At 71.9% G+C, this 24,811-nt stretch carries 13 protein-coding genes and 2 pseudogenes; 10 read left to right on the top strand and 5 right to left on the bottom strand.

The genetic code is table 11. The features are described from left to right. Positions 1-35 precede the first annotated feature (35 nt). Positions 36-1,493 carry an AMP-binding protein gene (locus tag B1H29_RS09315; RefSeq protein ID WP_055419795.1) on the bottom strand — a complete coding sequence of 486 codons (1,458 nt, stop codon included), beginning with the start codon at positions 1,491-1,493 and terminating at the stop codon, positions 36-38. Between the two features lie 206 nt (positions 1,494-1,699). Continuing rightward, positions 1,700-1,954, bottom strand: coding sequence for a hypothetical protein (locus B1H29_RS38040; protein WP_159027809.1), 255 nt, complete (start codon positions 1,952-1,954; stop codon positions 1,700-1,702). A gap of 933 nt (positions 1,955-2,887) precedes the next feature. Between B1H29_RS38040 and B1H29_RS09325 the strand changes: the two genes are divergently transcribed. The 3 genes from B1H29_RS09325 (at position 2,888) to B1H29_RS09335 (ending at position 16,449) form a co-directional block, all read left to right on the top strand. After that, entirely contained in the window at positions 2,888-4,168 is a 1,281-nt protein-coding gene (locus tag B1H29_RS09325; protein WP_055419797.1) for a valine--pyruvate transaminase, read from the top strand. A 100-nt stretch (positions 4,169-4,268) separates the two neighbouring features. Beyond that, positions 4,269-5,615: an MFS transporter gene (locus B1H29_RS09330; RefSeq protein ID WP_234393083.1), complete on the top strand. Its 1,347-nt coding sequence runs from the start codon at positions 4,269-4,271 to the stop codon at positions 5,613-5,615. Further along, positions 5,575-16,449, top strand: coding sequence for a hybrid non-ribosomal peptide synthetase/type I polyketide synthase (locus B1H29_RS09335; RefSeq protein WP_055419798.1), 10,875 nt, complete (start codon positions 5,575-5,577; stop codon positions 16,447-16,449). The genes B1H29_RS09330 and B1H29_RS09335 overlap by 41 nt, the downstream gene beginning before the upstream one ends. A 261-nt stretch (positions 16,450-16,710) precedes the next feature. On the opposite strand, the gene B1H29_RS09340 is transcribed toward B1H29_RS09335, so the two are convergent. Further along, the gene (locus B1H29_RS09340) at positions 16,711-17,136 is read right to left on the bottom strand and encodes a hypothetical protein (protein ID WP_055419799.1); all 426 of its coding nucleotides are present in this window, start codon (positions 17,134-17,136) and stop codon (positions 16,711-16,713) included. On the opposite strand from B1H29_RS09340, the gene B1H29_RS38045 reads away from it, so the two are divergent. The 7 genes and pseudogenes from B1H29_RS38045 to B1H29_RS39255 all read left to right on the top strand — a co-directional run. Continuing rightward, the gene (locus tag B1H29_RS38045; protein WP_159027810.1) at positions 17,135-17,299 is read left to right on the top strand and encodes a hypothetical protein; all 165 of its coding nucleotides are present in this window, start codon (positions 17,135-17,137) and stop codon (positions 17,297-17,299) included. The two genes, B1H29_RS09340 and B1H29_RS38045, sit on opposite strands and share 2 nt — an antisense overlap. A 310-nt stretch (positions 17,300-17,609) precedes the next feature. Then, positions 17,610-17,904, top strand: a pseudogene (locus B1H29_RS09345) (transposase); the annotation flags it as partial. A 294-nt stretch (positions 17,905-18,198) separates the two neighbouring features. Next, positions 18,199-20,529, top strand: coding sequence for a nitrate- and nitrite sensing domain-containing protein (locus B1H29_RS09350; RefSeq protein WP_055419800.1), 2,331 nt, complete (start codon positions 18,199-18,201; stop codon positions 20,527-20,529). Further along, the gene (locus tag B1H29_RS09355) at positions 20,526-20,927 is read left to right on the top strand and encodes a roadblock/LC7 domain-containing protein (protein WP_030826382.1); all 402 of its coding nucleotides are present in this window, start codon (positions 20,526-20,528) and stop codon (positions 20,925-20,927) included. Before B1H29_RS09350 ends, B1H29_RS09355 begins: the two co-directional genes overlap by 4 nt. After that, positions 20,927-21,298 (top strand): DUF742 domain-containing protein, encoded by a 372-nt coding sequence (locus tag B1H29_RS09360; RefSeq protein WP_055419801.1) that lies wholly within the window; start codon positions 20,927-20,929, stop codon positions 21,296-21,298. The genes B1H29_RS09355 and B1H29_RS09360 overlap by 1 nt, the downstream gene beginning before the upstream one ends. Next, the gene (locus B1H29_RS09365) at positions 21,285-21,875 is read left to right on the top strand and encodes a GTP-binding protein (RefSeq protein ID WP_055419802.1); all 591 of its coding nucleotides are present in this window, start codon (positions 21,285-21,287) and stop codon (positions 21,873-21,875) included. Before B1H29_RS09360 ends, B1H29_RS09365 begins: the two co-directional genes overlap by 14 nt. A 292-nt stretch (positions 21,876-22,167) precedes the next feature. Further along, a pseudogene (locus B1H29_RS39255) lies at positions 22,168-22,359 on the top strand (transposase); the annotation flags it as partial. A gap of 15 nt (positions 22,360-22,374) precedes the next feature. Here B1H29_RS39255 and B1H29_RS09375 read toward each other — a convergent pair. Together B1H29_RS09375 and B1H29_RS09380 are read right to left on the bottom strand one after the other, a co-directional pair. Continuing rightward, positions 22,375-24,234: an ATP-binding protein gene (locus tag B1H29_RS09375; RefSeq protein WP_159027811.1), complete on the bottom strand. Its 1,860-nt coding sequence runs from the start codon at positions 24,232-24,234 to the stop codon at positions 22,375-22,377. Then, positions 24,231-24,809, bottom strand: a complete 579-nt coding sequence (locus tag B1H29_RS09380) for a caspase family protein (protein WP_159027812.1) — start codon at positions 24,807-24,809, stop codon at positions 24,231-24,233. Before B1H29_RS09380 ends, B1H29_RS09375 begins: the two co-directional genes overlap by 4 nt. Between the last annotated feature and the right edge of the window lie 2 nt (positions 24,810-24,811).

Consider the following 24,811-nt stretch of genomic DNA (forward strand, 5'->3'; position numbering starts at 1 on the left):
TCGGCCGCGGTCTCCCGGCGGTCCGGCCGCGTGCCCTACTCGCCGGCCAGGAGCACCCGGTCGACCTTTCCGGCCGTGGTGCGCGGGAGCGCCTCGCGGACGACGATCCGGTTCGGGCAGTGGCTGGCCGGGAGCCGTGCACGCAGCCAGTCCCGGATGTCCTTGCCGGACACGTCGTGCCCGCGGGCCGTGACATGGGCCGTGATCGACGCGTGCTGCGGCCGGTCGGCGTCGCGCAGGACGGCGACCGCGGCGGTGATGTCGGGATGCTCCTCCAGAATCGCCTCGATCTCACCGAGCTCGATGCGGTGGCCGCGCAGTTTGATCTGGTCGTCGGCACGCCCGAGGAACTCCAGGGAGCCGTCCGCCCGGTACCTGGCACGGTCGCCCGTGCGGTAGAGCCGTACCCCGGCGCGGGAGACGTCCCGGCTGGGGAAGCGCTCGGCGGTCAGGTCGTCCCGCTCCAGGTAGCCGAGCGCGATCCCGGCCCCGTACAGGACGATCTCGCCGATCGTGCCGGGCTCGGTGACCGCCTCGTCCAGGTGGGTCGTACCGGCGTCGTCCACGGCGGCCAGGTAGAGGCCGCTGCCGTCCAGCGGGCTCCCCAGGGAGATCACGTCCGGCGACTCGACGCGCGAGGCGGTGGCCCAGATCGTGGCCTCCGTCGGCCCGTACAGGTTCCACAGCTCCGCGCCGCGGGGCAGGAGGCGACGCGCCAGTCCCGGGGTGAGCGCCTCTCCGCCGCACCAGAGCCTGGCGTTCTCGGCGCCCTGCCACTCCGCGGCGAGGAGCATGCGCCAGAAGCTGGGCGTGGCCTGGATGACCTGCGGGGCGTGCTCGTCGACGAAGTCCGTGAAGGAGTACGGGTCGAAGCGCACCTCGTCCGGGACCACGAGGCAGGACGCGCCGACCGTCAGCGGCAGCAGCATCTCCGCCATGGAGATGTCGAAGGACAGGGCCGTCGCGGCGACCATCGTCTCGCCCGCCGTGAGCCCGGGGGTGGTGGCGAGCCCCGCGAGCCGGTCGAGCAGCGCCGTGTGCGGGACCATGACGCCCTTCGGCAGACCGGTCGACCCCGAGGTGTACATGACGTAGGCGACGTCGGCCATGGTCGGCTCACGGGGGACGTAGCGCCCCCCGGCGGCGGGGACGGGCTCGGCGGTGAACGCGCACTCGGCGGTCTCGCGCAGCACCAGGGAGGGCCTGGCGTTCGCCAGGATCCGCTCGCGGTGGGCGGGCGGGCTCTCCCGGTTCAGCGGGAGTACCCCGCACCCGCTGCCGGCGGCGGCGAGGATGCCGAGCGCCCCACCGGCGGGGCCGGCCGCGTCGAGGGCGACCAGTGACCCGGCCGGGGTGTGGGCGAGGATCTCCTCGCCGAGGGCGGCGGCCCGCGCCGAGAGTTCACGGTAGGTGCGGGTGTGGGCGGCCCGCACGGCGATCGCGTCCGGGGTGCGCGTCGCCTGGGCCTCGAAGGCGTCTCGTATCGTCTTCATGTGTCCGCTATTTCGTGCGCGGGTGAACGCGGTCGAGGTGGCGGTCGTGGGCCACGTCGACGCGCGCGAGCGTCTGGGTCAGGCGGCGCCGCTCGGTGTCCGGGCGGTGCGAGGTGCGTTGCTCACATCCCCCTCGCCGTCTGCGGTCCACGTCGGCCCTCCGGCGCCGGAGGGCGGTTTCCGTCCTCGTCCCCGCTGTCTCCACTTCATTCCCCTTTCCAGCGGTTCACGAAAGCGTCGACGAGTTCCACGAGACCGCCCACGGATTCGGCGCGAAACGGGTCGCCCAGCTCCGGGGGGATTTCGAACCGCTCCTCAGAAGCGGCCGTCAGGCGCAGTACGGCGACCGGGTTCACGTGCGGACCCACGAATGAATCGTCAAGTGACACCGATGAAAGGTCGAATCCTCCGGCCACTTCCGCACGTACGTTGTCGGCTAAACTCGCGCGGGCGTCGGACATCCCACTCCTTGAAGGCACTTCCCCGGGCGCGGACGCCTTTTGCCTCACCACGGGGGGTTTCACGGACGTGTCGTCTCACGGCAATACCGAGAACACGGACGGGACTCACGCACGGCGAGGCCGCTGCCTCACCACCACGCCCTGCGGCCGGACGCCAGAACGTCGGCCTTCCGCGGCTCTACGGGCTGAGCACGCGCGAGCGGTCACGCTGACACAGCGGCACCGCACATCGGAAGTACGGCTAAGTGGGCAGCGCCCTGCATTCCATTTCCCCCTTCCACGCCGGCCAGTCTGCGTCCAACGGCAGCGATTCACCCTCCTCGACGGTCAATGACGAGAGGTCCGCTGCCCGCCCCGTGCCCAACCGGGTGATGCGCTGATGATGCACCCGTCCCCCACGAGGAGTCCTGAAGGACGCTCCTCACTGTATGGCGTGTACCCGATTCATGGAAGAGATGATCATCTTTCTTTGCTGGAGCACCTCTTGAGCCCGCGTCAGGGCGGTGACCGGGGCCACACCGGACTTCTTGCGGAGCAGTTCGACTGTTGGGGCATCGGATTGGCTAACGGATAGTTCTTCGCGATCCGGGCATTGCCCTCGCCGTACGGAACCTTCACCCGGCCCGGCCGTACGGGCCCGTCCGTAAGGCCGTTGACAGAATCGCCGGACGCTAAGAACATGGGCGGCACGCTGCGTTTCCTGTGCGCGCGTTCGAAAAGGCCCCGCCACGCGGACTTCGGGGACATCGCCTCCTCTCGACGCCTCCGCCGGTGGGCCGCGGCACCGCCGGGCCCTCTGCCCGGGACGGTACGCGCCGCCGCCACCCGTTCCCCTCTCCCCGGCCCGCCCCTGGCCGGGCACGCGTGCTTCCGCGTGTCCCGCGTGCTCCGCCCGCGCACCGGCGCTCACCCCTCGAGTACCAGGAGATCCCCATGGAGTTGTCACTGAGCGGCGCGAAGATGGCTGGTGCCTCCGGTCTGCGCAGCATCATGGAGGACGTCGCCGCCAGTACGGCGGACGCGTCGGCGGGTGAGTGGCTCAACCTCAGCGTGGGCAATCCGGCCTCCGTCCCGGAGGCGAGCGAGATGTGGCGGACCGCCTTGGCGGACGCGCTGAGCGAGGACTTCGGGCGGGCGAGCTGCCGCTACGGCCCGTCACGCGGCAGCCAGGTCCTGATCGAGGCGGTCGTCGACTACTTCCGCCGCACGTACGGCTGGCGGCTCGGCCCGGACAACGTCGTCGTCGGCCCGGGCAGCCAGATGCTGTGCTTCGCCGCGGCCGCCCTCTTCGCGGGCCCGGGAGCACGAGGGGAGCGGAAGATCGTCCTGCCCATGGTTCCCGACTACACCGGCTACCAGGGCATGTGCATGCACGCAGGGGGCATCGTCGGAGTGCCGCCCCTGATCGAGCGCCAGGGCGACCACGGGTTCCGCTACGTACTGGACCTCGAGGGCCTGAGCCGACGGTCGGACATCGGCATGATGCTGGTCTCCAGCCCCGGCAACCCCACCGGACGCGCCTTGGACCGGGCGGACCTGGACGCCCTGACCGCGCTGGCGGCGGAGCGCGACGTGCCGCTGCTCCTGGACCAGGCATACGGCTCGCCCTTCCCCCGGATCGCCGAGGTGCGCACCGAGCCGGTGCTGCACGACCACCTGATCCACTGCTTCTCCGCGTCCAAGGCCGGACTGCCCGGGGAGCGCGTCGGGTTCGCGATCGGCTCCCCGCGGTACGTCGACGCGCTGGCGTCGTTCATGTCCAACTCCGTCCTGCACGCCCCGCAGCTCCCCCAGGCCGCCCTGGCCCGCGTCATGCGGAACGGGCGGCTCGACGACGTCACCCGGGAGGCGATCACCCCCTACTACCGGGAGAAGAAGTGCCTCGCCGCAAAGCTGCTGGCGGAGGCGATGCCGCCGGACATGGACTGGCGGATGCACTCCGGTGCCGGGGGGATGTTCTGCTGGCTGTGGGTGGACCATCCGTGGTTCGACGACGTCGAGCTGTACCGCAGGCTGAAGGAGAGGCGGGTGTTCGTCGTGCCCGGGCGGCACTTCTTCGTGGACCCGCTCTCCTCCCCCGCCCTGGCCGGCCACGCGACCCGGTGCTTCCGCGTGAGCCTCAGCGCCGAGGAGCAGGTGCTCACCGAGGGCATTCGCCAAGTGGCCGGCGTCCTGCGCGAGATGCGCGCCGAGGCCGCTGTGCCGATCATGTGACGCCGTAGCCTCCGCCGGTCTCCGCGAAGGCGGCCCGGCGTGCCCGTGATGGCCAGGAACGAGGACCGGTGAGCGCGTTCACGCTCGGGAAGGGGACGTGGTGGGGGGTGTGGACCGGCGCTTCGGTGCCCTCGTCTGCGCGTACGCGGTGTCCGGCTACGGCAACTACCTGAACCTGATCGCGCTGAGCCTGTTCTCGTACCGGGTCACCGGCACGGCTTTCGGGGTGGGCGTGGTGATGGCGCTGCGTCTGTTCTCCGGCTTCGTCGCCGGGCTCACCACCGCGTCGCTGTCGGCCAGGACGACCCGCCTGCGGACGATGGTCTTCGCGGACGTCGCCCAGGGCCTCGCCATGACCGCCTTGGCCCTGTGTGCGGCCCGCACGCCGATGTGGCTGCTGTGCTGCGCCGTCGTCGTCATGGGCGCGGGGAACACGTACTTCACCGTCGCCCTGCGCAGCGCGATCCCTGTGATGGTCGGCCAGGAGTCCCGCACCCGCGCGAACGGGCTGCTGGTCACGGCGCGGTCGATCGCCACCGTGCTGGGCTTCGCCTCGGCCGCTCCCGTCATCGGGTTCGGCGGCTACGGCAGCGCGTTCGCCGTCAACGCCGCGAGCTTCGCGGTGTCGGCGGGAGCGCTGCTCGCCCTGCGGCCGCGGACGGACGGCGAGGAGGAGCCCGTGCGGGGGGAGGACGGCCGAGGGGAGGACGGCCGAGGGGAGGACGGCCTGGGGAAGGACGGCCGAGGGGAGGACGGCCGGGGGAAACGCGCGGACCGACCCCGGCGCCCGCGTCTGTGGCACGGCGCGGCCGGTCTTCCCGGCCTGCTGCTCGGCATGGTCCTGCTCCGGGGGGTCGACGCCCTCGCGTCGTCCTCGCACAACGTCGCGCTGCCCGTGGTCGCGCACGCGGGCGCCCCGTCCGATCCGGCGCTGTTCATGACCCGCTTCTGGGTGGCGTGGGCGGTGGGCACCATCGCCGCCCACCTGGTGCTCAGGCGCGCCCGGTGTGGATCGGTGTGGCCCGAACGCGCCTTCGCGATCGGCACGTTGGCGATGTCGGTGTCCTTCGTGGCGGCGTTCACCGGCCTGCCCGCCGCCGGTCTCATGGTCGCCGCCGCGTGCGCGGGCTTCGCGGACGGCTGGACTGAGATCGTCTACACCTCACACCTCCAGGCCTCCCCCGACCGGCAGCGCAGCCGGCTGTTCGGGATGTCCGCCACGGCGGAGACCGCCGGGTTCGCGCTGGGCACGGTGCTCGCCGCGTCGGCTCTCGAAGCGCTGCCCGCCCTGACGGTCGTCGGGATGTTCCACGGTGCGGCGGTGTGCGGGGCACTGCTCCTGCTGCTGTTCGCCGCCGCCGGGGCCCAGTCGCCGTCGTCCACGAGTGAAGAAGAAGGGGACACGCATGGACCGCGTACAAGGACAGGCACTCTGCCGGGGGCCTGAGCCGGAGTACACCGAGGACGACCCGCGCACCGCCGTGGAAGCCCTGCTGCGTGCCGCCGCCGTGGACTCCGGTGCCGGGGTCGTCACGGTCGCCCCGGACGGTGCCACGGTCAGCATGCCCTACCGCGAGCTGCTGTCCCGGGCCCGCCGGCTGCTCGCCGGGCTGCGGGAGCGCGGGCTGCGCGCCGGCGACCCGGTGCTGCTGTGCGGGCTGCCGCTGGCGGAGTTCTTCCCCGCCTTCTGGGCCTGTGTGCTGGGCGGCGCCCGGCCCGCGGCGATCGCGGAGCGGGCCGTCCCGGGCTCACCCGCGTACGAACGCCTGCTGCACGCCTGCACAGTGCTGGACCGGCCGCTGGTGCTGAGCGACGCGGCCGGGGCGCGGGACCTGGCCACCGCCGCTCCCGGCCTGCGGGTCGCGGTCGCGCGGGACTGCCTGGGCGCGCACCCCGCGGACGGCCACGTCGACCCGGCCGGGTCCGACGTCGCACTGCTGATGCTGTCCTCCGGCAGCACCGGTGTGCCCAAGGCGGCGCGGCTCACCCACGCCGGTCTGGTGGACTTCGCCGCGAGCTCCCGGCGGATCATGGACGTTCGGCCGGACGACACGATGGTGAACTGGCTGCCGGTCGACCACAGCGGCGCGTTCCTGCTGTACCACGTGCTGGCGGTCTTCGTGGGCTGTACCAATGTCCACGCTCCGACCGACCGGGTCCTGGCCGAACCGCTGCGCTGGCTCGACCTCGTCGAGTCGTACGCGGCGCAGCACAGTTGGGCGCCGACCTTCGCGTACGGGCTGGTCGCGGACGCGCTCGCCGAGCGGCCGGACCGCGTACGGAACCTGGGCTCCCTCAAGACCCTGCTGTGCGGTGGCGAGCAGATCGTGCTGCCGGTGCTGCACCGCTTCCTCGACGCCACCGCCGCGTCCGGAGTGCGGGAGGGCCACATCGTGCCGGTGTGGGGGATGGCCGAGACGGTCACGGCCGTCACGTACGGGCGGCTGGACCGGCCGGGCACCGTGCACCGCCTGCTCAAGAGCAGCCTCGGCGGCGACCTGGTGCGGGCCGACGCGCGCACCCCCGAGGACGACTGCGTCACCTTCGTCGCGGCCGGCTCGCCGGCCCACGGGGTCACCCTGCGCGTCGTGGACGACCAGGACGAGCCCGCGCCCGCGGGCAGGATCGGCCGCCTCCAGGTGAGCACGCCCGCCCGTCTCACCCCCGGCTACGTGAACAACCCGGAGGCGGACGCCGAGGCGTTCCCGGCGGGGCGGGACTGGCTGGACACGGGCGATCTGGCCTTCCTCGACGGCGGGCAGGTCGTGATCACCGGCCGGCGCAAGGACCTGATCATCCTCAACGGGCACAACGTGTACTGCCACGAGGTCGAGGAGGCGGCGACCGCCGTCGCCGGGGTCCGTCAGGGGGAGGTCGCGGCCTGCGGCGTACCGGACGAGGACAGCGGTACGGAGCGGCTGGCCTTGTTCTTCGTGAGCCGCGGCGCCGACGAGGACGAGCGGATCTTACGGGAGGTGAGGGCGGCTCTCTTCTCCCGGCTGCGCCTGACCGCCTCCCACGTCCTGCCGGTACCGGGCGGCGACTTCCCGAGGACTCCCGCCGGGAAGGTGCGCCGCGCGGAGCTCCGGCACCGCCTGATCGCCGGTGGCTTGCGCACCGGTCCCGCCCCGCACGCCGACGGCGCCGCCTCCGACGACCTGACCGGCATCGTGTGCGAGGAGATCGGCGCCGTACTGGGGCACCCGGTGGACGCGCGTGTGCCGTTCTACGAGCTGGGGCTCGACTCCCTGCACCTCACCCGTCTGCGCTCACTCCTGGAACGGCGGCTCGCGACGCCGATCGCCCAGACCGCGTTCTTCGAGCACCCCACGGCCGCGGCCCTCGCCGCGCATCTGGCCGCCGCCCCCGCTGACCGGCCGCGGCCCGTGACCACCGACTCGGGGGACGACACGGCCGAGCGGCGCGTCGCGATCATCGGCATGTCGCTGCGCTTCCCCGGCGCGGACTCGGCGGACCGGTTCTGGGCGAATCTGCGCGACGGCGTGGACAGCGTCCGGGTCTTCGGCGAAGAGCGGCTCGCCGCGGCCGGCCTGTCCCCGGAGCAGCGGCGCGCCCCCGGCCTGGTGCCGGTCGGGGGCGTCATCGACGGCGTCGACGCCTTCGACGCGGACTTCTTCGGGGTGAGCCCCAAGGAGGCTCGCCTCACCCATCCCGCGCACCGGCTGTTTCTCGAGTGCTGCCACGAGGCGCTCGAGGAGGGCGGCTACGGGGCAGTCGAACCGGGCACCAGGGTGGGGGTGTTCGCCGGTACGGGCATGAACCTCTACGACCACCAGCACCCGCCCGCGAGCGGCGTGCCCGACGCCTCGGACGACGACCCGGCCACCGGCATGCAGGCCGCCATCGGGCAGCAGCCCGACTTCCTCGCCTCCCGCGTCGCCTACCGGCTCGGCCTCACCGGCCCGGCCATCGGCGTGCAGACGGCGTGTTCCACCTCGCTGGTCGCCGTCCACCTCGCCGTGCAGGCCCTGCTGAGCGGCGAGGCGCATATGGCGCTGGCCGGCGCGGCGGCCGTGCACCTGCCGCAGGAGAGCGGCTACCACAGTCACCCGGGGTCGATCCTGTCCCCCACCGGCCGCTGCCGGGCCTTCGACGCGGAGGCCGACGGCACCGTCGGCGGCAACGGTGTCGCGGCGGTACTGCTCAAGCGGCTCGACCGGGCGCTGGCCGACGGCGACACCGTGCAGGCGGTCATCCTGGGCTCCGCCGTCAACAACGACGGGGCGAGCAAGGTCGGGTTCAGCGCGCCCGGCGTCGCGGGCCAGGTGGAGGTCGTGCGCCAGGCGCTGCGCAGGGCGGACGTCCCCGCCGACACGATCTCGTACGTGGAGGCGCACGGAACGGGCACCCGCCTCGGTGATCCGGTGGAACTGGAGGCACTGGGCAGGGCGCTCGGGGAGGGCACACGGCGTACCGGGTTCTGCACCGTCGGCTCGGTGAAGCCGAGCATCGGGCACCTCGACAGTTGCGCCGGGATGGCCGGCCTCCTCAAGACGGTCCTCATGCTGCGCCACCGCACGCTGGTGCCCACACTGCACCTGACACGGCCCAACCCCGACTTGCGCCTGGAGGGCGGCCCGCTCGTCCTGGGCACCGGGCTGCGGCCGTGGCCGGCGCGGGACGGCGTGCCGCGCCGGGCCGGGGTCAGCGCGCTCGGCGTCGGCGGCACGAACGCGCACGTGGTGCTGGAGGAGCCGCCCGTACGGTCCGGACCGCACGCGGCCCGACTTCCCGTACTCGTACCGGTCTCGGCCCGCGACACGGAGGCGCTGGACGAGCTCACCGGCCTGCTCCGCGACCGGCTGCGGCAGCGGCCGGACCTCGCGGCGGCGGACGTGGCGGCCACGATGGCGCTCGGCCGGCCCCACCGGGCGGCGCGGTCCACGGCCGTCGGCCGGACCGCCGGGGAGCTGGCCGACGCCCTGGACGAGCGGCAAGCCGCGCCGCCCGCCCCGCTCGGGCCGCTCGCCTTCGCCTTCGCCGGACAGGGCAGCGGCCGGCGCGGCATGGCGAGCGGCCTGTACGCCGCCCACCCGGCCGCCAGGCGGGTACTCGACCGGTGCGAGGAGCTGTACGCCGACGAGTTCGGCGGCAGTCTGCTCCTGCTGCCGGACGAGTCCGCCGACGACGACGTCTGGCCCACCGAGACAGCGCAGGCCGCCCTGTTCGCCCATCAGGCGGCACTCGTGGAGGTGTGGCGCGCCGTCGGCGTGCGCCCTGCGCTGCTGTTCGGCCACAGCGTCGGGGAGTACGCGGCCCTCTACGCGGGCGGCGCCCTCGCACTCGACGACGGACTGCGGCTCACCGCGTGGCGCGGGCGGCTGATGCAGTCGGCCTGCCCGCCGGGCGGCATGCTCGCCGTCCGCGCCGGGGAGGCCGAGGCGGAGCGGATCGCGCGGGCCGCGGGCGCCGTGTCGGCGGCGGTCAACGGGCCGCGCTCCCAGGTGCTCTCCGGCCCGCCGGACGCCCTGGAGGAGGCGGTGCGCCTGCTGGACGGGGAGGGCCTGCGGTGGCGGGCGCTGCCCGTCGACAGGGCGTTCCACTCCGCCGCGGTCGAACCGGCGCTGCGCGAGTTCCGTTCGCACGCCGAGCGGGTGGCGTACGGTCCGCTGCGCACGCCGTTGATCACGGCGGCCGACGGGCGGGTACGCCCGGTGGGCTGGACCCCGGATGCCGACTACCTCTGCCACCAGGCGCGTCGGCCCGTCCGCTTCGATCTGGCCATGGCCGCGGCGACGCAGCAGGGATGCCGGGACTTCGTGGAAGTCGGTGCCGATGCCACCCTCACCGGCCTCGGCCGCCACTGCGTACCGGAGAGCCGCTGGCTCGTCGGGCAGGGCTCGGGCCCGGAAGCAGCCGACCAGGTGCGCGGGCTCCTGACGTCACTGGGCTCGCTCTACCGCAGGGGGGCCGACCTGGAGTGGGGCGCGGTCAACAGCGGCGGGGGCAGGCTGCCGCTGCCGGGGCATCCCCTGCGCAGACGCCGGGTGGCGTCCCCCGCCACGCCACCGGCCACGCCTGTGAAGGAGTCGACCGTGCCGGACGAACTGCTCGACCACGTACGTCGGCTGACCGCCGACAAGCTCGGCCGCCGGCTGGCGGACGTCGCGCCCGGCACCTCGTTCTTCGAGCTGGGCGCGGACTCGCTCTCCCTGATGGGCATGACGGCGGAGCTGGAGCAGCGGTACGGCGCACGTGTTCCGGTGCGGGAGCTGTTCTCCACGGCCGACACCCCGCGCGCGCTGGCCGAACGCCTGGCGCAACTGGGCGCGGGGCCGGCCCCGGACCCCGCAGGAGCGCGTGGGGAGGAGGGGCAGGAGCCGGATGCCGCGTACGAGCCGCAGCCGCGCCCGGACACGGTGGCCGCGCCCCCGCCAGCACCCACGGCACCAGCACCGCGACCGGCACCGGCACCGGCACCGGCACCGGCACCGGACACCCTCGCCCCGGCACCCGAGGCGTCCTCCGGCCTGCACGAGCTGCTGGCGCGGCAGCTACAGCTCACCGAGCACCTCGTCGACCAGGTGACCGGCGTGCTATCCCGGCAACTCGACCTTCTCGCGTCCACGGGAGCCCGGCCCACCGCTCCCCCGGCGCCCGCGCCCACTCCCGTGTCGGCACCATCCCGACCCCAGCACCAGCCCCAGCCCCAGCCCCAGGCATCGACACCGGCTCCACCCCCGGCGCCCTCCCCGCTCCCGCCCGCGATCCCCGTCCCGCCCGCCCCACCGGTGGAGCACGAGCAGCGCCCGCAGCCGAGGTCCGCCCCCGGGTGCGACTTCAGTCTGTACTTCTTCGGCGACTACCCGCAGGACGCCGACCGCGACAAGTACGCGCTGATCATGGAGGCCTCGAAGTACGCGGACGAACACGAGTTCCACGCCCTGTGGCTGCCGGAGCGCCACTTCAACTCCTTCGGCGCGCTGTTCCCCAACCCCTCCGTGCTCGCCGCCGCGCTCGCGGCGAGCACTCGCCGCATCCGGCTGCACGCGGGCTCGGTCGTGCTGCCGCTGCACCATCCGGTGCGGGTCGCCGAGGAGTGGTCGGTGGTCGACAACATCTCCGGCGGCAGGGCGGGCCTCTGTGTCGCGAGCGGCTGGCACGCCACCGACTTCTCACTCGCCCCGCAGCACTTCGGACGCCACCGCGACGTGATGTACGAGCAGTTGGCGGCCGTGCGACAGCTCTGGTCGGGCCGGTCGCTGCCGACGACCGCCGGTGACGGTGAGCCCGTCGAGATACGTCTCCATCCCCGTCCCCTGCAACGGGAACTCCCCTTGTACGTGGCAGTGGTGGGCAATCCCGACAGCTACCGCCGGGCCGCCGCAGAGGGCCTGGGCGTGGTCACCAACCTGATGACGCAGACCGTCGAGCAACTGGCGGAGAACATCGCGCTGTACCGGCGCACCCGCGCCGAGCACGGGCTCGCCCCGGCGGCGGGCCGCGTCGTGGTGCTGGTGCACACGTACCTCGGTGAGGACGGGGACCGCGCGCGGGCGGAGGCATACCGGCCGTTCGTGTCCTACCTGCGTTCCTCGCTCTCCCTCTTCGGCCAGGTCACCAACAGCCTCGGCTTCACGGCGGACCTGGACAACACCCCCGAGGAAGACGTGGAGTTCCTGCTCGAGCGGGCCTACGCACGCTACTGCGCCTCGCGGGCCCTGATCGGCGACGAGGACATGGCCGCCGAGACGGTGCGCCGCCTGGTGGACGCCGGGGCGGACGAGATCGCCTGCTTCGTGGACTTCGGCGTGCCGAAGGAGAAGGTCCTGGCCGCGCTGCCGGTACTCGACCGGGTCCGCCGCCGCGTGCGGTCCGAAGCCGGAATGCGGGCTGCGCCCCTACCGGGCCGGGCGGCGCCGGTACCGGGCCGGGCGCCCCTCACGCCCGCGCAGCGCCGCATCTGGTTCCTGGAGCAACTGCATCCGGGGACCGGCATGTATCACGAGCCCAAGGCGATCCGGCTGGACGGGCCACTGGACGTGCCGGCCCTGCGCCGTGCGCTCCAGCGGGTCGCGGACCGGCACACGGCGCTGCGTACGGTGTTCCTGGACGACGGCAGCGTCCCGTACCAGGAGATCCGCGACCGGGTACTGCTGGAATGCCCGGTCGACGACCACACGGGGGCGACGGAGGAGGAGGCGCTGCGCGCCGCGCTCGCGACGGAGGGGCGCCGGGTCCTCGACCTGCGCGAGGGACCACTGGTGACGGCGCGACTGCTGCGCCTGTCCGAGGAACGGCACCTGCTCTTTCTCCTGGCCCACCACATCATCTTCGACTCGGCCTCCACGGCGGTGCTCGTCCGCGACCTCGCCGCCTGCTACCGGGCCTCGGAGCACGGCGCCCCCGAGCCGCCGCCCCTGCCGGAGGTGGCTCCGGCCCGCCCGGCGGACCGCGCGGCGTCCCTCGGCTTCTGGCGGCGCGAGCTGGCCGGGGCCCCGGAGCTCGCCCTGCCCACCGACCGGCCCCGCCCACCGGTGAGGTCGGGGGCGGGGGCGAGCCTCACCCACGAACTGGACGCGGAACTCACCGGCGCGCTGCGGGCGTTCACGGCCGGGCACCGGGCCACGTTGTTCATGGCGCTGACCGGCGCGGTCGCGGCGGTGCTCGGCCGGATGAGCGGCCAGGAGGACGTGGTCCTCGGCACCGTGCTCGCCGCCCGGCCCGCCGGCGCCGACCACCATGTCGGCCTCTTCCTCGACACCGTGCCGCTGCGCCTGGACCTCGCCGGTGCCCCGGACTTCCCGGCGCTGCTGCACCGGGTACGGGCCGGCAGCACGGCGGCGTACGAGCACAGCGGGGTCCCCTTCGACGAGCTGGTGGGGGCGCTCAACCCGCACCGGGACCCGGGGCGCAACCCCCTGTTCCAGGTGATGGTGGAGTACGAGAACGAGGGCGAGGTGGAGTTCGACCCGCCCCGGTTGGCGGCGACGCTGCTCGACGTGCCGAGCGCGCGAGCCCCGTTCGACCTGAGCGTCTACTTCACGCACCACCGCGACGGTGTGCGGTTCATGGTCGAGTACGACACGGCCCTGTTCGACGAGACCACCGTGCGCCGCTTCACGCACCACGTGGAGCAGGTGCTGCGCCGCGCCCTCGGCACCCCCGGCGCACCGCTGTGTGAACTGACCGCCGTGACCGGAACCGACCGCGCGGACCTCGCGAGGCTGGGGCGCCTGGACGAACCGTCGCCCGCCGTCGAGGACACCCTGCACGGGCTGTTCGAGCGGCAGGCACGGCGGACACCGGACGCCGTCGCCCTGGTGAGCGGGGCGGAGAGCGTCAGCTACCGGGAGCTGGACGAGCGCGCGAACACGCTCGCCCACGATCTGCGCGCCCGAGGCGCCGTGCGGGGGGAGCGCGTGGCGCTGCTGCTGCCACGCGGTGCGGAACTGATCGCCGCCGTGCTGGGGGTGCTCAAGAGCGGTGCCGCGTATCTGCCGCTCGACCCGTCCCTGCCGGCCCCTCGGGTCGCCACGCTCCTCGACGACGGCGCGCCCGTGCTGCTGCTGACCTCCGCATCCGTCCTCGCGCGTCATCCCGGGCTCGGGACGGACGCCCCCTGCCGGCCAGTACGGCTCGTGGAGGAGGTCGACGGCAACCTCCCGGAAGGCCCCCCGGCCGACGGCGCGCGGCCCGAGGACCCCGCGTACTGCATCTACACCTCGGGCTCGACCGGCCGGCCCAAGGGGGTCGTCGTGCCGCATCGGGGCCCGGTCAACCTCGTGCGCGGGCACCTGGCGGGCCATGCCGCGCTGCGCACCCTGCAGTGGACGTCGCCCGCGTTCGACGTGAGCGTGCAGGAGATCTTCACCACGCTGTGTTCCGGGGCGGCGCTGGTGCTGATCGACGACGAAGTGCGGCACGACCCGGCGGCCGTGGCCCAGGCGGTGCACCGTCACGGGGTGGAGCGGATGTTCATGCCGTGCACCCCGCTCAGGTACCTCGTCGAGACCGGGCCTCGACTGCCGTCCCTGCGGGAGCTGTTCTCAGCCGGGGAGGCGCTGCAGCTCACCGGCGCGTTCCGCCGGTTCCTCGCCGCGCACCCCGACTGCGCGCTGTACAACCAGTACGGGCCGACGGAGACCTCCGTCATCGTCACCTCGCATCGGGTCGACCCCGACGGCGAGGAGTGGCCGCCGATCGGCACGCCGGTTCCGGGAGCGCGGATCACCCTGCTGGACGGCGCCGGGCGGCCGGCCCTGCCGGGAGCGGTCGGTGAGATCCACGTGGGCGGCTCCCCGGTCGCGTACGGCTATCACGCCCGGCCCGCGGAGACGGCCGGCGCGTTCCTCGCGGACGGCTCGGGCTCCGTGCGGTACCGGACGGGGGACCTTGGGCGCTGGCGCACGGACGGCTCGCTCCAGTACTGCGGCCGAGTGGACGACCAGGTCAAGATCAGGGGCCATCGGGTCGAACCGGCCGAAGTGCGACAGGCGTTGAGCGCCCTGGCGGACGTCCGGGACGCGGCCGTCGTGTCCCACCGCGACCAGCACGGCGACCGGGAACTCGTCGCCTACGTGGTGCCCGCGGCGCCGGACGTCGACCTGCGGGCGCTGCGCGTGGCGGCTGCCGCACAGCTCCCCGACCACCTGGTGCCGCGCCGCTGGGTGCGCCTGGAGCGGCTGCCGGTGAACACCTCGGGCAAGCTGGACCGGGAGCGGCTGCCCGCGCCCGGGTCCGAACCGGACGACGCGGCCGAGGACGCGGACGCACAGCCCGCCACCCGCTTGGAAAGGACCCTGCACGATTTGTGGTGCGAGGAGCTCGGCGCGCGCCGGGTGCCGGTGACCCAGTCCTTCTTCGAGCTCGGCGGCCACTCCCTGAGCGCGATCAGGCTGCTGAACCTGATGGCGGACCGACTGGACGTCGACCTGTCCATGGCCGAGTTCTTCCTCAACCCCACGATCCGGGGCGTCGCGAGCCGCGACGAACGTCCCGCGCCCGCGGAGCGGGTGGTGGACACGGTGCCGATGACGTCCACGCTGCGCAGGCTGTGGCACCGGCACCACGAGCACGCCGACCCGGACGTCTACAACGTCGCGCACCGCATCGACCTGCGCGGCGACCTCGACCCGCGGAACCTGGCAGGCGCCCTGGAGGACCTGGTGGGCCGCCATCACGCGCTGCGGAGCAGGACCGTACGACGCGACGGACGGTATCTGGTCGAGGTGCTGGCCCAGGTGTCCGTGGACCTGCCGGTGGACGACCTGACGGTGTACGCCGACGACGACGAGGCCGTCGAGCGGTGGTGCCGCGACCAGGCCACGCGTCCACTCGCCATCGACCGCGCGCCGCTGTTCCGCTTCCGGCTGGCGCGGCTCGGTCCGGATCGCTGGGTGCTGGTGCTCGTGTTTCACCACGCCGTGTGCGACGGCTGGTCCATGGGTGTCATCTGGCACGAGCTGCGGGAGCTCCACGACGCCCGGCACCTGGGCACCGACAGCCGGCTTCCGGCGCCCGCCGCGCAGTTCACCGACTTCGCCCGCGCCGAACACGGACTGGACGGCGAGCGCCGGGCGGAGCTCGAACGGTTCTGGCGCGCGGAACTCGACGGCGTACCCCTGCGTCTGCCGCTGCCCTACGACAGGCCGCGCCCCGCGAAACTGTCCGGCCAGGGCGCCCTGCACACCTGGGCCATCTCCGGGGACACCCCGGGGCAGGTCACGGCGGCCGCCACCCGCCTGGGGAGCACGCCGTACGTCGTGCTGGCCGCGACGTTCGCCACCTGGGCGGCCGAGCTGTGCGGCGGGCTGCCCGACGTGGTACTGGCCGCGTCCAGCGCGAACCGCACCCGCCGCGAGCGGTCCGGCGTGGTGGGGCTGCTGGGCGACGCGGTCCTGCTGCGCGCCCGGCTGGGCGAGGCCGACACGTTCGCCGATCTGGTGAAGCGGCTGGGCGCGACGCTCTTCACCGCGCTCGACCACCAGGAGCTGCCCCTGACGGAGGTGGTGGAGCTGGTGTCGCCGGAGACGGGCGACTCGCTGTTCCCGACCGTGCTGTTCACCGTGGTCACCACACCGGCGCCCACCCTGGACATGCGCTCGCTTTCCGCCTCGGTACGCGACCTCCCGACGTCAGGCGTGGCCCGCAACGAGCTGTACGTGGTCCTGGTCCCCGGCGCCGACACGATCACCGTCACCTTCGAGTACTCCACGGACCTCTTCGACGAAGCCACCATCACGTCCTGGGCGGACACCTTCACCCGGCTCCTGCAACGCATCACGCGAACCCCTCACCACTCTCTGCACGCCCCCTGACCCCCGGGGATGCGAGGGACCGATTCCACGGGCGACACCGTGTCGCCGCCCCACCGGTCGTCGCTGTACCCGATGATCTGTCCCCGGCTCGCTTCGAGCCGGGTGACGTCGTGGTGGAGGCGTTGCGTCACACAGGCCGGGACGGTCCCCGCATCCCCTTCTCGCGGGACGACCCGGAGGTCTGGTCCCGGGCGAGCGGTGTGGCTCCGGCGGCGACACCGGTGCGTCCTCTGATCAGGGGGCGGTGCGAGAGACCGGTGCTCATGAGACCACCCCAGAAGTTCTTCCGACTCGCTCGCGCAGGTATACGGAGGTGCCGGCCGAGACGGAGGCGGCACCCGCCAGCAGGCATACGAACACGGTGACCGACATAGAGACGTACTCCACGGTCGACCCGTCGGAGTACACGCAGGCGTTTCGAAGAGGCCAGTACTGTTGCTTGATGGCCGCCAAGTCGGCGCCGACGTCGTTCCGGCTCGTGCACAGTTCGGGGAAGGGCCCTCCCGTGGTGACGGAGAACCAGCCGTAGCAGTACACCGCCACCGCCGAGGAAGCCAGGATCAGGGCGACAAGCGCGTAGGTCCCGGGCACGGGCAGCGGCGGGTGGTTCAGCAGGACGAGGACCACCACGATGCCCACCGCCGCAGCGACCAGACTTGCAGCCAGCAGCGCGCCCATCAGGAACATGCGATACCTACTTCTTCTCTGCCTACTGCGCGGCGAGGAGCTCACCCGCATGGGCAAGCGCCAACTCGTCACCCGCGAACGCGCCGGCGGTGTCACCGTCACCCTCACCGACACCGGATGCCGGGCCATCACCACCGTGCACCCGGCCTGGACGCCGCGGTAGCCGGCACTTCACCGACAAGCTCTCCGCACGGGAGATCGAAACACAGAGTTCCGTTCGCCGTCGGCTGTAGCCGCCGGACCACGATGCCGACAAGCCGCCGGGGGGCGCGATCACCAGCCCTTGACCAGGTGGCCCCGCCTCCTCTGCCCGACTTGGTACACGTCAGCGAGTACGCGTACGACGCGGCCCACTGCTTCCGTGAACCCAGCACTCCCGGACCAGAGGTCTGGGTCGCCGCGGACCACGTAACCCCGAACCTCCACGGCCGCGCCAGCCGCGCCGCCACCGGCACGACCGCCCGGGCCGAGCGCGCGGCTACGACAGCACCGAGTTCCGTGTATGGGTAGCCCATCTGGGGTTCACGGCCGAGATCGCCCACAAGGGCGTGCCGGCCCCGATCCAGGCCGGCAAGCGCTGGGCGATCGAGCGCACCCACTCGTGGATGAACGACTACCGCAAGCTCCGGCGCTGCACCGAGAAGAGCGGCGAGGCCGTACTTCTACCTCCGCCTCGCCGCCGCTCTCGTCACGCTCCGCATGCTCATCCGACGATCGACGAGCCGCTACCGCTCGGATGGTCGGCCCATCACCCGACGCCTCAGGTGACCCATTTGCCGGTCGGTCCAAGACGTGCGGCCGGGAGAGCGGGTTGCCCTGTCTGCACGAGCACGCCTGCGCCCAGGCGTCAGGTGAACGCCAACATCCGATGTGCGATGCTTCGTCGCCTTTACCACATGTGACTAACGGAAGTCATCTCTCCGTTTCTCCGGCGCGGCTGGTTATGATCGGTACCTCACGTCGCGTCAAAGCCGAACCGGACTCCCCCAATCCTGAGCCCAGGACTGCGTCTGGTCTCGGCGGTCGGGCCGTCCCCCCTGGTTCCCCGCTCTCCGAGGACTGATGTCTCCCATAGAACCCGAAGCCACACGAGGACATCTGGCGACTCGTCGGCGGCGTACTCTGCGCCTGCGTACGCTGCTCATTTGGCTGGCAATCGTCCCTATTCTGGGGATGAGTGCCCAAGTGGCCATGACCGCACAGCCACTGGTACACCAGTCAAAGCAACTACGCGCTGATGTGGCAGTCGGTGAGCGGACCGATGTACCCCTGACCACGCTGATGGTCGAACTGCAGGCTGAGCGGACGATGACCGCCACACGGTGGGCGAGCGGCTCCGTGTCCGAGAAAGAGCTGCGCGAGCAGCGCGCGGCCACGGACCGGGCCGCGGACGAGTTCCGCCGGGCGGCGGACGGAGCTCTGGCGGCGACCGGGCGCGAGGACGATCATCACGTCGCGGAGCTGAAGCACGGCCTCGCGGATCTGGCCGCGTTCCGCGAGCGCGCGGACGCCCGCAGCGGGGACGCGGATCGGACGATCGGCTACTACTCCGACCTCGTCGACCGCATCATCCGGGTCTACCAGAACGAGTTCAGCCATGCGGAAGACGCCGAGCTCATCCAGGAGAGCGGCCTGGTCGTCACGGTGTTCACGGTGTCCGAAATGGTGGCACGCGAGACCACCATCCTCGCCATGGCCGGGCCGTCCAGGCGTCTGAGCCCTTCCGGGTTCGCCGAATTCGTCAACTCCGTCGGATCCCAGCGGTACCAGTACGACGAGTGGGTCGCGCCGTATCTGACGGCCGAGGACAAAGCGGCCTACGACCAGGTCTTCGCCTCGGACGGCTGGAAGACGAAGGTCCGTATCGAGGACGCGGTCATCTCCGACCACCAGAACACCGCGTCCGGCATCGAGCTACCCAAGGAAGCCGACGCCTGGCAGGCCGCGTACGACGAGTTCGCGCCGCGCCTTGCCGCGCTCAACGCGAAACAGGGGCGAGCACTGCTCGTGCACGCCGACGCCAAGGCCACGCACTTGGAGAACGAGGTCATCTGGCTGATCGTCGGAAACGGCGCAGCCGTCTCCGCCGTCGCGGCCGTCATCGTGCTCACCACGCGCTCCGTGCTCCGCCGCCTGCGCGGTCTGCACCAACGCACGGTGGCCATCGCCGAGGACACGCTGCCGGATGTCGTCGCCCGGCTCCAGCGCGGGCAGCCCGTCGACGACGATGCGCTGCCCGCGGTGAGCGGAGACCGGGACGAGGTCGGCCGTATCAGCGACGCGTTCGCCCGGGTCGTCTCCGTATCCGTCGACGGGCATGCGCGGCTCGCGGCCGAGCGTCAGGGTTTCGGTATGTTCGCCGCTGGCATCGCCTCGCGCACCGGAAACCTGGTCAGCCGCCAGTTGGCCCTCACCGACGAACTGCAGGACGCCTTCGGGCACGACGAGGAGCTTCTCGCCCGGTTGATGCGATCCGACCAGTTGACGGTGGGTATGCGGCGGCAGATCGAGAACCTGCTCATCCTGGCAGGTGGGGAGATCCCCGATCCGCACACCGAGCCCATGCGCGTCGCCGACCTGCTGCGCGAAGCCGCCGCGGAAGTCGAGGACTTCCGGCGGATCGAGCGCCAGGCCCTGGACGAGATCAGCGTGGCACCGCGGGTGATCAGCGAGATCAGCCACCTCCTGGCAGAACTCCTGGACAACGCCACCCGGTTCTCCCCGCCGCAGTCGAAGGTGGTCGTCCGTGCCGAACTGGTGACAGACGGGCTGTTGGTCGACATCGAGGACCGCGGGCCTCGGGTGACCGCCGCAACCTACGAGGAGATGAACGGGCGTCTGCACTCGGCCCCGCCGTATTCCGTCCTGGCGGAGAACGCGCACCGGCTCGGACTCTTCGTGGTCGGCCACATCGCCGAACAGCTCGGGGCCACAGTGACGCTGCGCCGCTCGGTATACGGGGGGACGTCGGCCGTGGTGATCCTTCCCGAGGAACTCCTTGTGCCGACCGAACCGGTCCGGGCGGAAAAGGAAGCGCCGCGCACGAACGCGATGCCCGCCCCGGCACCGGGCCCGTCCGACGAACGCAAGCCCGAGCTGGTCCTGCACGCGAAGACCGGGTCGGCCGGCCGTAGGACGCCGGAGCGCTTGCCCGAGCGGCCGGTGGAGAGTAAGCCGTCGGTTCCTTCCCTGACACGGAGCGGTGACGCGAAGCCGGCCCTCCCCGAGCGGGTCCCACAGGCTCACATCGCCGAGCAGCTCCGCGCGCCGCACGCACCGGAGACTGGCGTCCATCAGGATGCGGCGACACCCGAAGAAGTGGCCGACGCCTGGGCGGACTACGAACACGGGACTCAGACAGTGGAAGAAGAACTCCGACGGGATCAGCCATGACGACAACGAACGACATGATCTACAGCGTCCTGGACAACAACCTGAGCAGGATCGCCGGCATCCAGGGAGCCGTGCTCCTGTCCAACGACGGGATCAAGCTCAGCTCGTACGAGCTGGAACGGGACCAGGCGGAGCGCATAGCCGCCGCGTCCTCAGGCATCGCTTCCACGATGAAGGCGATATCCAGGGAGGTCGACGGCGGCCGGGTGATCCGCCAACTGGTCGAGATGGACGACTGCTATCTCTGCATCGTCGGGTGCGGGGAGGGCAGCACGCTCATCGTGGTGACCTCCCGCAAGGCGCGGCTGGGGGAGCTGGGCGGTGAAGCCGTGCGCACCGCCCAGGCGCTCGGTGAGTGGCTGAGCACGCCTGATCGCGGCCAGGCGCAGCCGTCGTAATGGCGGACGAGCCCAGGCCGCGAGAGGGAGGCCACCGCCGGACGCGGCTGTACGCGCTGACCGATGGACGTACGGAGGCTGCACACACCGCCCTCACCATGGACACCACGATCACGGCGGTGGCCGTCGCGGACGGCCACGGCGGCCTGCCCAGCGAGTGGCAGGCCATCCTCGCGATGTGCTCGCCTCCGGGCGGCCTGGCGGTCGCCGAGATCGCGGCGCGCATGCACATCCGCCTCACTCCCATGACGCTTCTTCTCGGCGAACTCGCGGATCGGGGGCTGATCGAGCACCGGCCACCCCTGGAAGGGGCCGAGACAACCAATGTCCACCTGCTCATGAGAATCAGGGACAACCTTGCACGGATATGACACTCCTGCCCAGGAAGCGGACCCCGTCAAGATCCTCATCGCTGGGGGATTCGGCGTCGGCAAGACGACCCTGGTCGAGACGGTCTCCGAGATCGAGCCGTTGCGCACCGAGGAGCGGCTGACGAGCGCGGGCGTCGGCGTCGATGACCTCGACGGCATCGAGTCCAAGGCGGTTACCACCGTCGCGATGGACTTCGGCCGCATCACCCTCACCGACGCACAGGTCGTGCTCTACCTGTTCGGCACACCTGGCCAGGAGCGCTTCTGGTTCATGTGGGACGACCTGCTGAACGGGGCACTCGGGGCGATCGTCCTGGTCGACACACGACGCCTCGACCGCAGTTTCCCGGCCGTCGACTTCTTCGAGAACCGGGGGCTTCCGTTCGTGGTCGCCGCGAACTGTTTCCACGGCGAACAGCCCTACACCGCCCAGGAGATCAGGGCGGCGCTGCATCTGCGTGACCCGAACACCCCCATCCACTTGCTCGATGCCCGCTCCCGTGACGACGCGCGCGGTGCGCTGCTCTCGCTTCTGGACATGCTCATCACCAAAGCCGAGGTCGCGGCGACCGGCTGACTTCGGCCTGCCACGTGGTGGCGTGGAGGTTCACGACCGCGACCGTATACCCGGTCCAGGCCGCCGCCGCGTCGGCCGTCGAGGAATGCCGGCCGGTACCAGCCATCGTCCGTGTACTCGAACCAGCCGTCGTCGTGGAACGCCTCTCGCGACACGGCCCGGACTGAGCTGAGCCGGTTTTCGTAGCGGCCCTGAGACCGGGCATGACTGATCCGGCAGATGAGAAGCACCTCCTGGGAAGTGGTTCCCACCTGATCCGGGCGTTCGGCCCGGCGTCGGAGTGATGATCAAAATGTTCGCCGACGCCCTCATGTCCGCCGAGGCCGACGCTCTCTGCGACACCGAACACGGGCAGGTCAGCGACGAGAGGGTCGACCACCGCAACGGCTATCGCCCACGCGAGTGGGACACCCGCGCCGGCGCCGTCGAGCTCGCCGTCCCCAAGCTGAGGCAGGGCAGCTACTTCCCCCGCCCTGCCCACCGAACTCACCGCGTAGCCTCAAACAGCTCTGCTGCGCCGGATCCCAGATCTGCACCAGCCCCCTCTCTGTGCGCTGAGCACGACCGGCATTCCGTTCAGCTCCGCCGCAACCAGCGATTCGCCGGACGTCGAGCTCAGCTCTCCCCGGAACAGGGGGCTCGTCTGGGACCCAGTCGCCCACCGCGGCGCCCACTCCAGCCTCCGCCCCAACCTTCTCCGGTGTTCCCCCAGCCGGTAACGGGCCGCGTCCACGGCCAGCACCTGGGCCCGTTCGTGTACACACAGATCGCGGTAGAGGTGGGCCGAGGTTCGGTACATCGTGCGTACGTGCTTCGCCTCTCCGCTCCATACACCGTCCATCGCGGCCAGCAACCCGGCCGGTTCCGCATGCACTAGAAACCACGGGTCCTGCAGGAGGTGTTCGAGGTCCCCCGAGGCCGCTGCGTGGCCCGCCAAGTGGGCATGGACGTACGGGTGCGCGCGCTCCCAGTCAGGGCCATCACCGTCGGTCCGCAGCGGCACCGACGCGATCAGCTCAGCTGTCATCCGGAGCTGGTCTTCGCGGCAGCGTCGCGGATCGCGCAAGTGCTCAGCCAGCGCCTCGTGATACAGCCGGAACACCGACCGGTCCTTACCGGCCGGCACCTCCACCACGTACGCCCCCGCCTGCCGCCACAGCCAGTCCACGTCGTCATTGGTGCACTTCTCGCCCGACAGAGCCGCCGCCAGCGGAGCCCACAGCGAATCCCACGGCAGACCGGAGCCCTCCGCATACGCCAGGGGCCGCAGCAGTCGCCGTACCCGCTCCTCGTCCTCACCGTACCGGGCCAGGTACGCGTCGAATGCCTGCCCGACTTTCGAGGGCAGCTCCTCCTCCCAGCCCGGACGAGACAGGTCGGGGGTCAGGTCCCCGTGCAGCAGGGCCCGTACGGTCATCCGGGCGACCAAAAAGGAGCGGTCCGCCCGCCGGGCCACCGCGGCAGCCACGGTCTCCCGGTCCGCCACTGTCAGCCCGCCGGGCATCCCGGCTAGCGTGCGCCGCGCGTAGTGCTCGATGTCGTCGCGGCCGGTGTACGCGTCGGTGTCCAGGTCGATGACCTCGACGGCCCGCCCCAGTTCGGGAATCATCGTCCGCCGGGTGCCGATCAGCAGGCGCAGGTTGTGCAGGACGGACATCGGCCGAAGCAGCTCACGGGCGATGCGCTGCGGTTCCCGCCCGCCGACGGCCGTACCCGCCTCCTCCAAAGCATCGATCAGCACGGTCCGCGGAGCACCCTCGCACTCGGCAAGCCGGGCCAGCAGTTGCGGCGGACTGTCCGCCTCCACGTCCAGCGCGGCGGCAAGCCGGGCGGTGAGCCCCTCCAGGGTGGTGCCGTGTGCGTGCACGGAGACCGTGACCGAAGCGGGTGGCGGCAGCAGATGTGCAGGCGCCTCCGGGTGGTCCGGGCGGGCCAGCGTGAGCAGCCGACCGAGGACGGCCGACTTGCCGGACCCCGGATCTCCGGTCACCACCCGCGCCCGGGCATCGTGGACGGGATCGCGCAGCCAGCTCGCCAGCGTGGTGAGGGCCTGCAAGCGCCCGGTGAACCAGTCACCCGGCTCGCTCGCGTACTCCACACCCCGGCCCCGCGGACCGAAATGCGCGGTCCACTCCCGCTGCGACTCCACGTCTATCGCCTCGTCGGGCAGGCCGCCCCGGTACTTCGGGTTGGGCAAGAACGGCGGGATCGCCCGGCCGGATACCGCGTGATAGCTGGCGCACTGGTCCGGGCGGTGCCCTTGGAAATGGTCGTTGACCTGGTCGATCACCGTTGGGATGTCCAAGTACCGCTGCCGCATCCCGGCCATGCCCGCGCACACGGCCTCCAGAGCGGTCACGAAAGCATGGTCGTACGCGAGCTCGCGGGAGCGGGCTGAGGCCACCAGCCACAGCCCTTCGGCCCCTGGGGGACGGTAGTCCACCAGGGGCCGGTGACGTTCGCAATCTCGGCCGCGCCCAGTTCGGCGTAACAGGTGTCGAGCAGCAGCAGAACGTGCCCGACCTGGGCGTCGGCCAGCAAGTCCGCGAGTTCGCGGGAGGCGAGGGTGGTGCTCACGCGGTTGCGACGGCTGTTGCGGCAGGTAAGCCGGTGGTAGCGGTCGTCGCGCAGGCCATGCCCTGCGTAGTACACAACGAGCACGTCCTCCTGGCTGCGCTCGTCCGCCATGAGCCAGTCCTCCAGACCGGCGCGCACCTGCTGGGCATCGGGTGCACGGGCGAGCTCCGGGAGGATCTCCGCGTATCCGAGGGAGGAGAAGAGAGCCATGACCCGCCCCAGGTCCTCGGCCACGCCCGGCAGGTCTCCCAATAGCGGATCGGCGGTGAACGTGCCGGTGCCGAAGGCGAATACATACCGGTTGAGCCCGTCGGCAGCCGGGCCGTTCGGTGCGCCTGCCGTAGGGGCGCCAGCCATTG

It is taken from the genome of Streptomyces pactum (assembly GCF_002005225.1).
Classification (GTDB): Bacteria; Actinomycetota; Actinomycetes; order Streptomycetales; family Streptomycetaceae; genus Streptomyces; species Streptomyces pactum_A.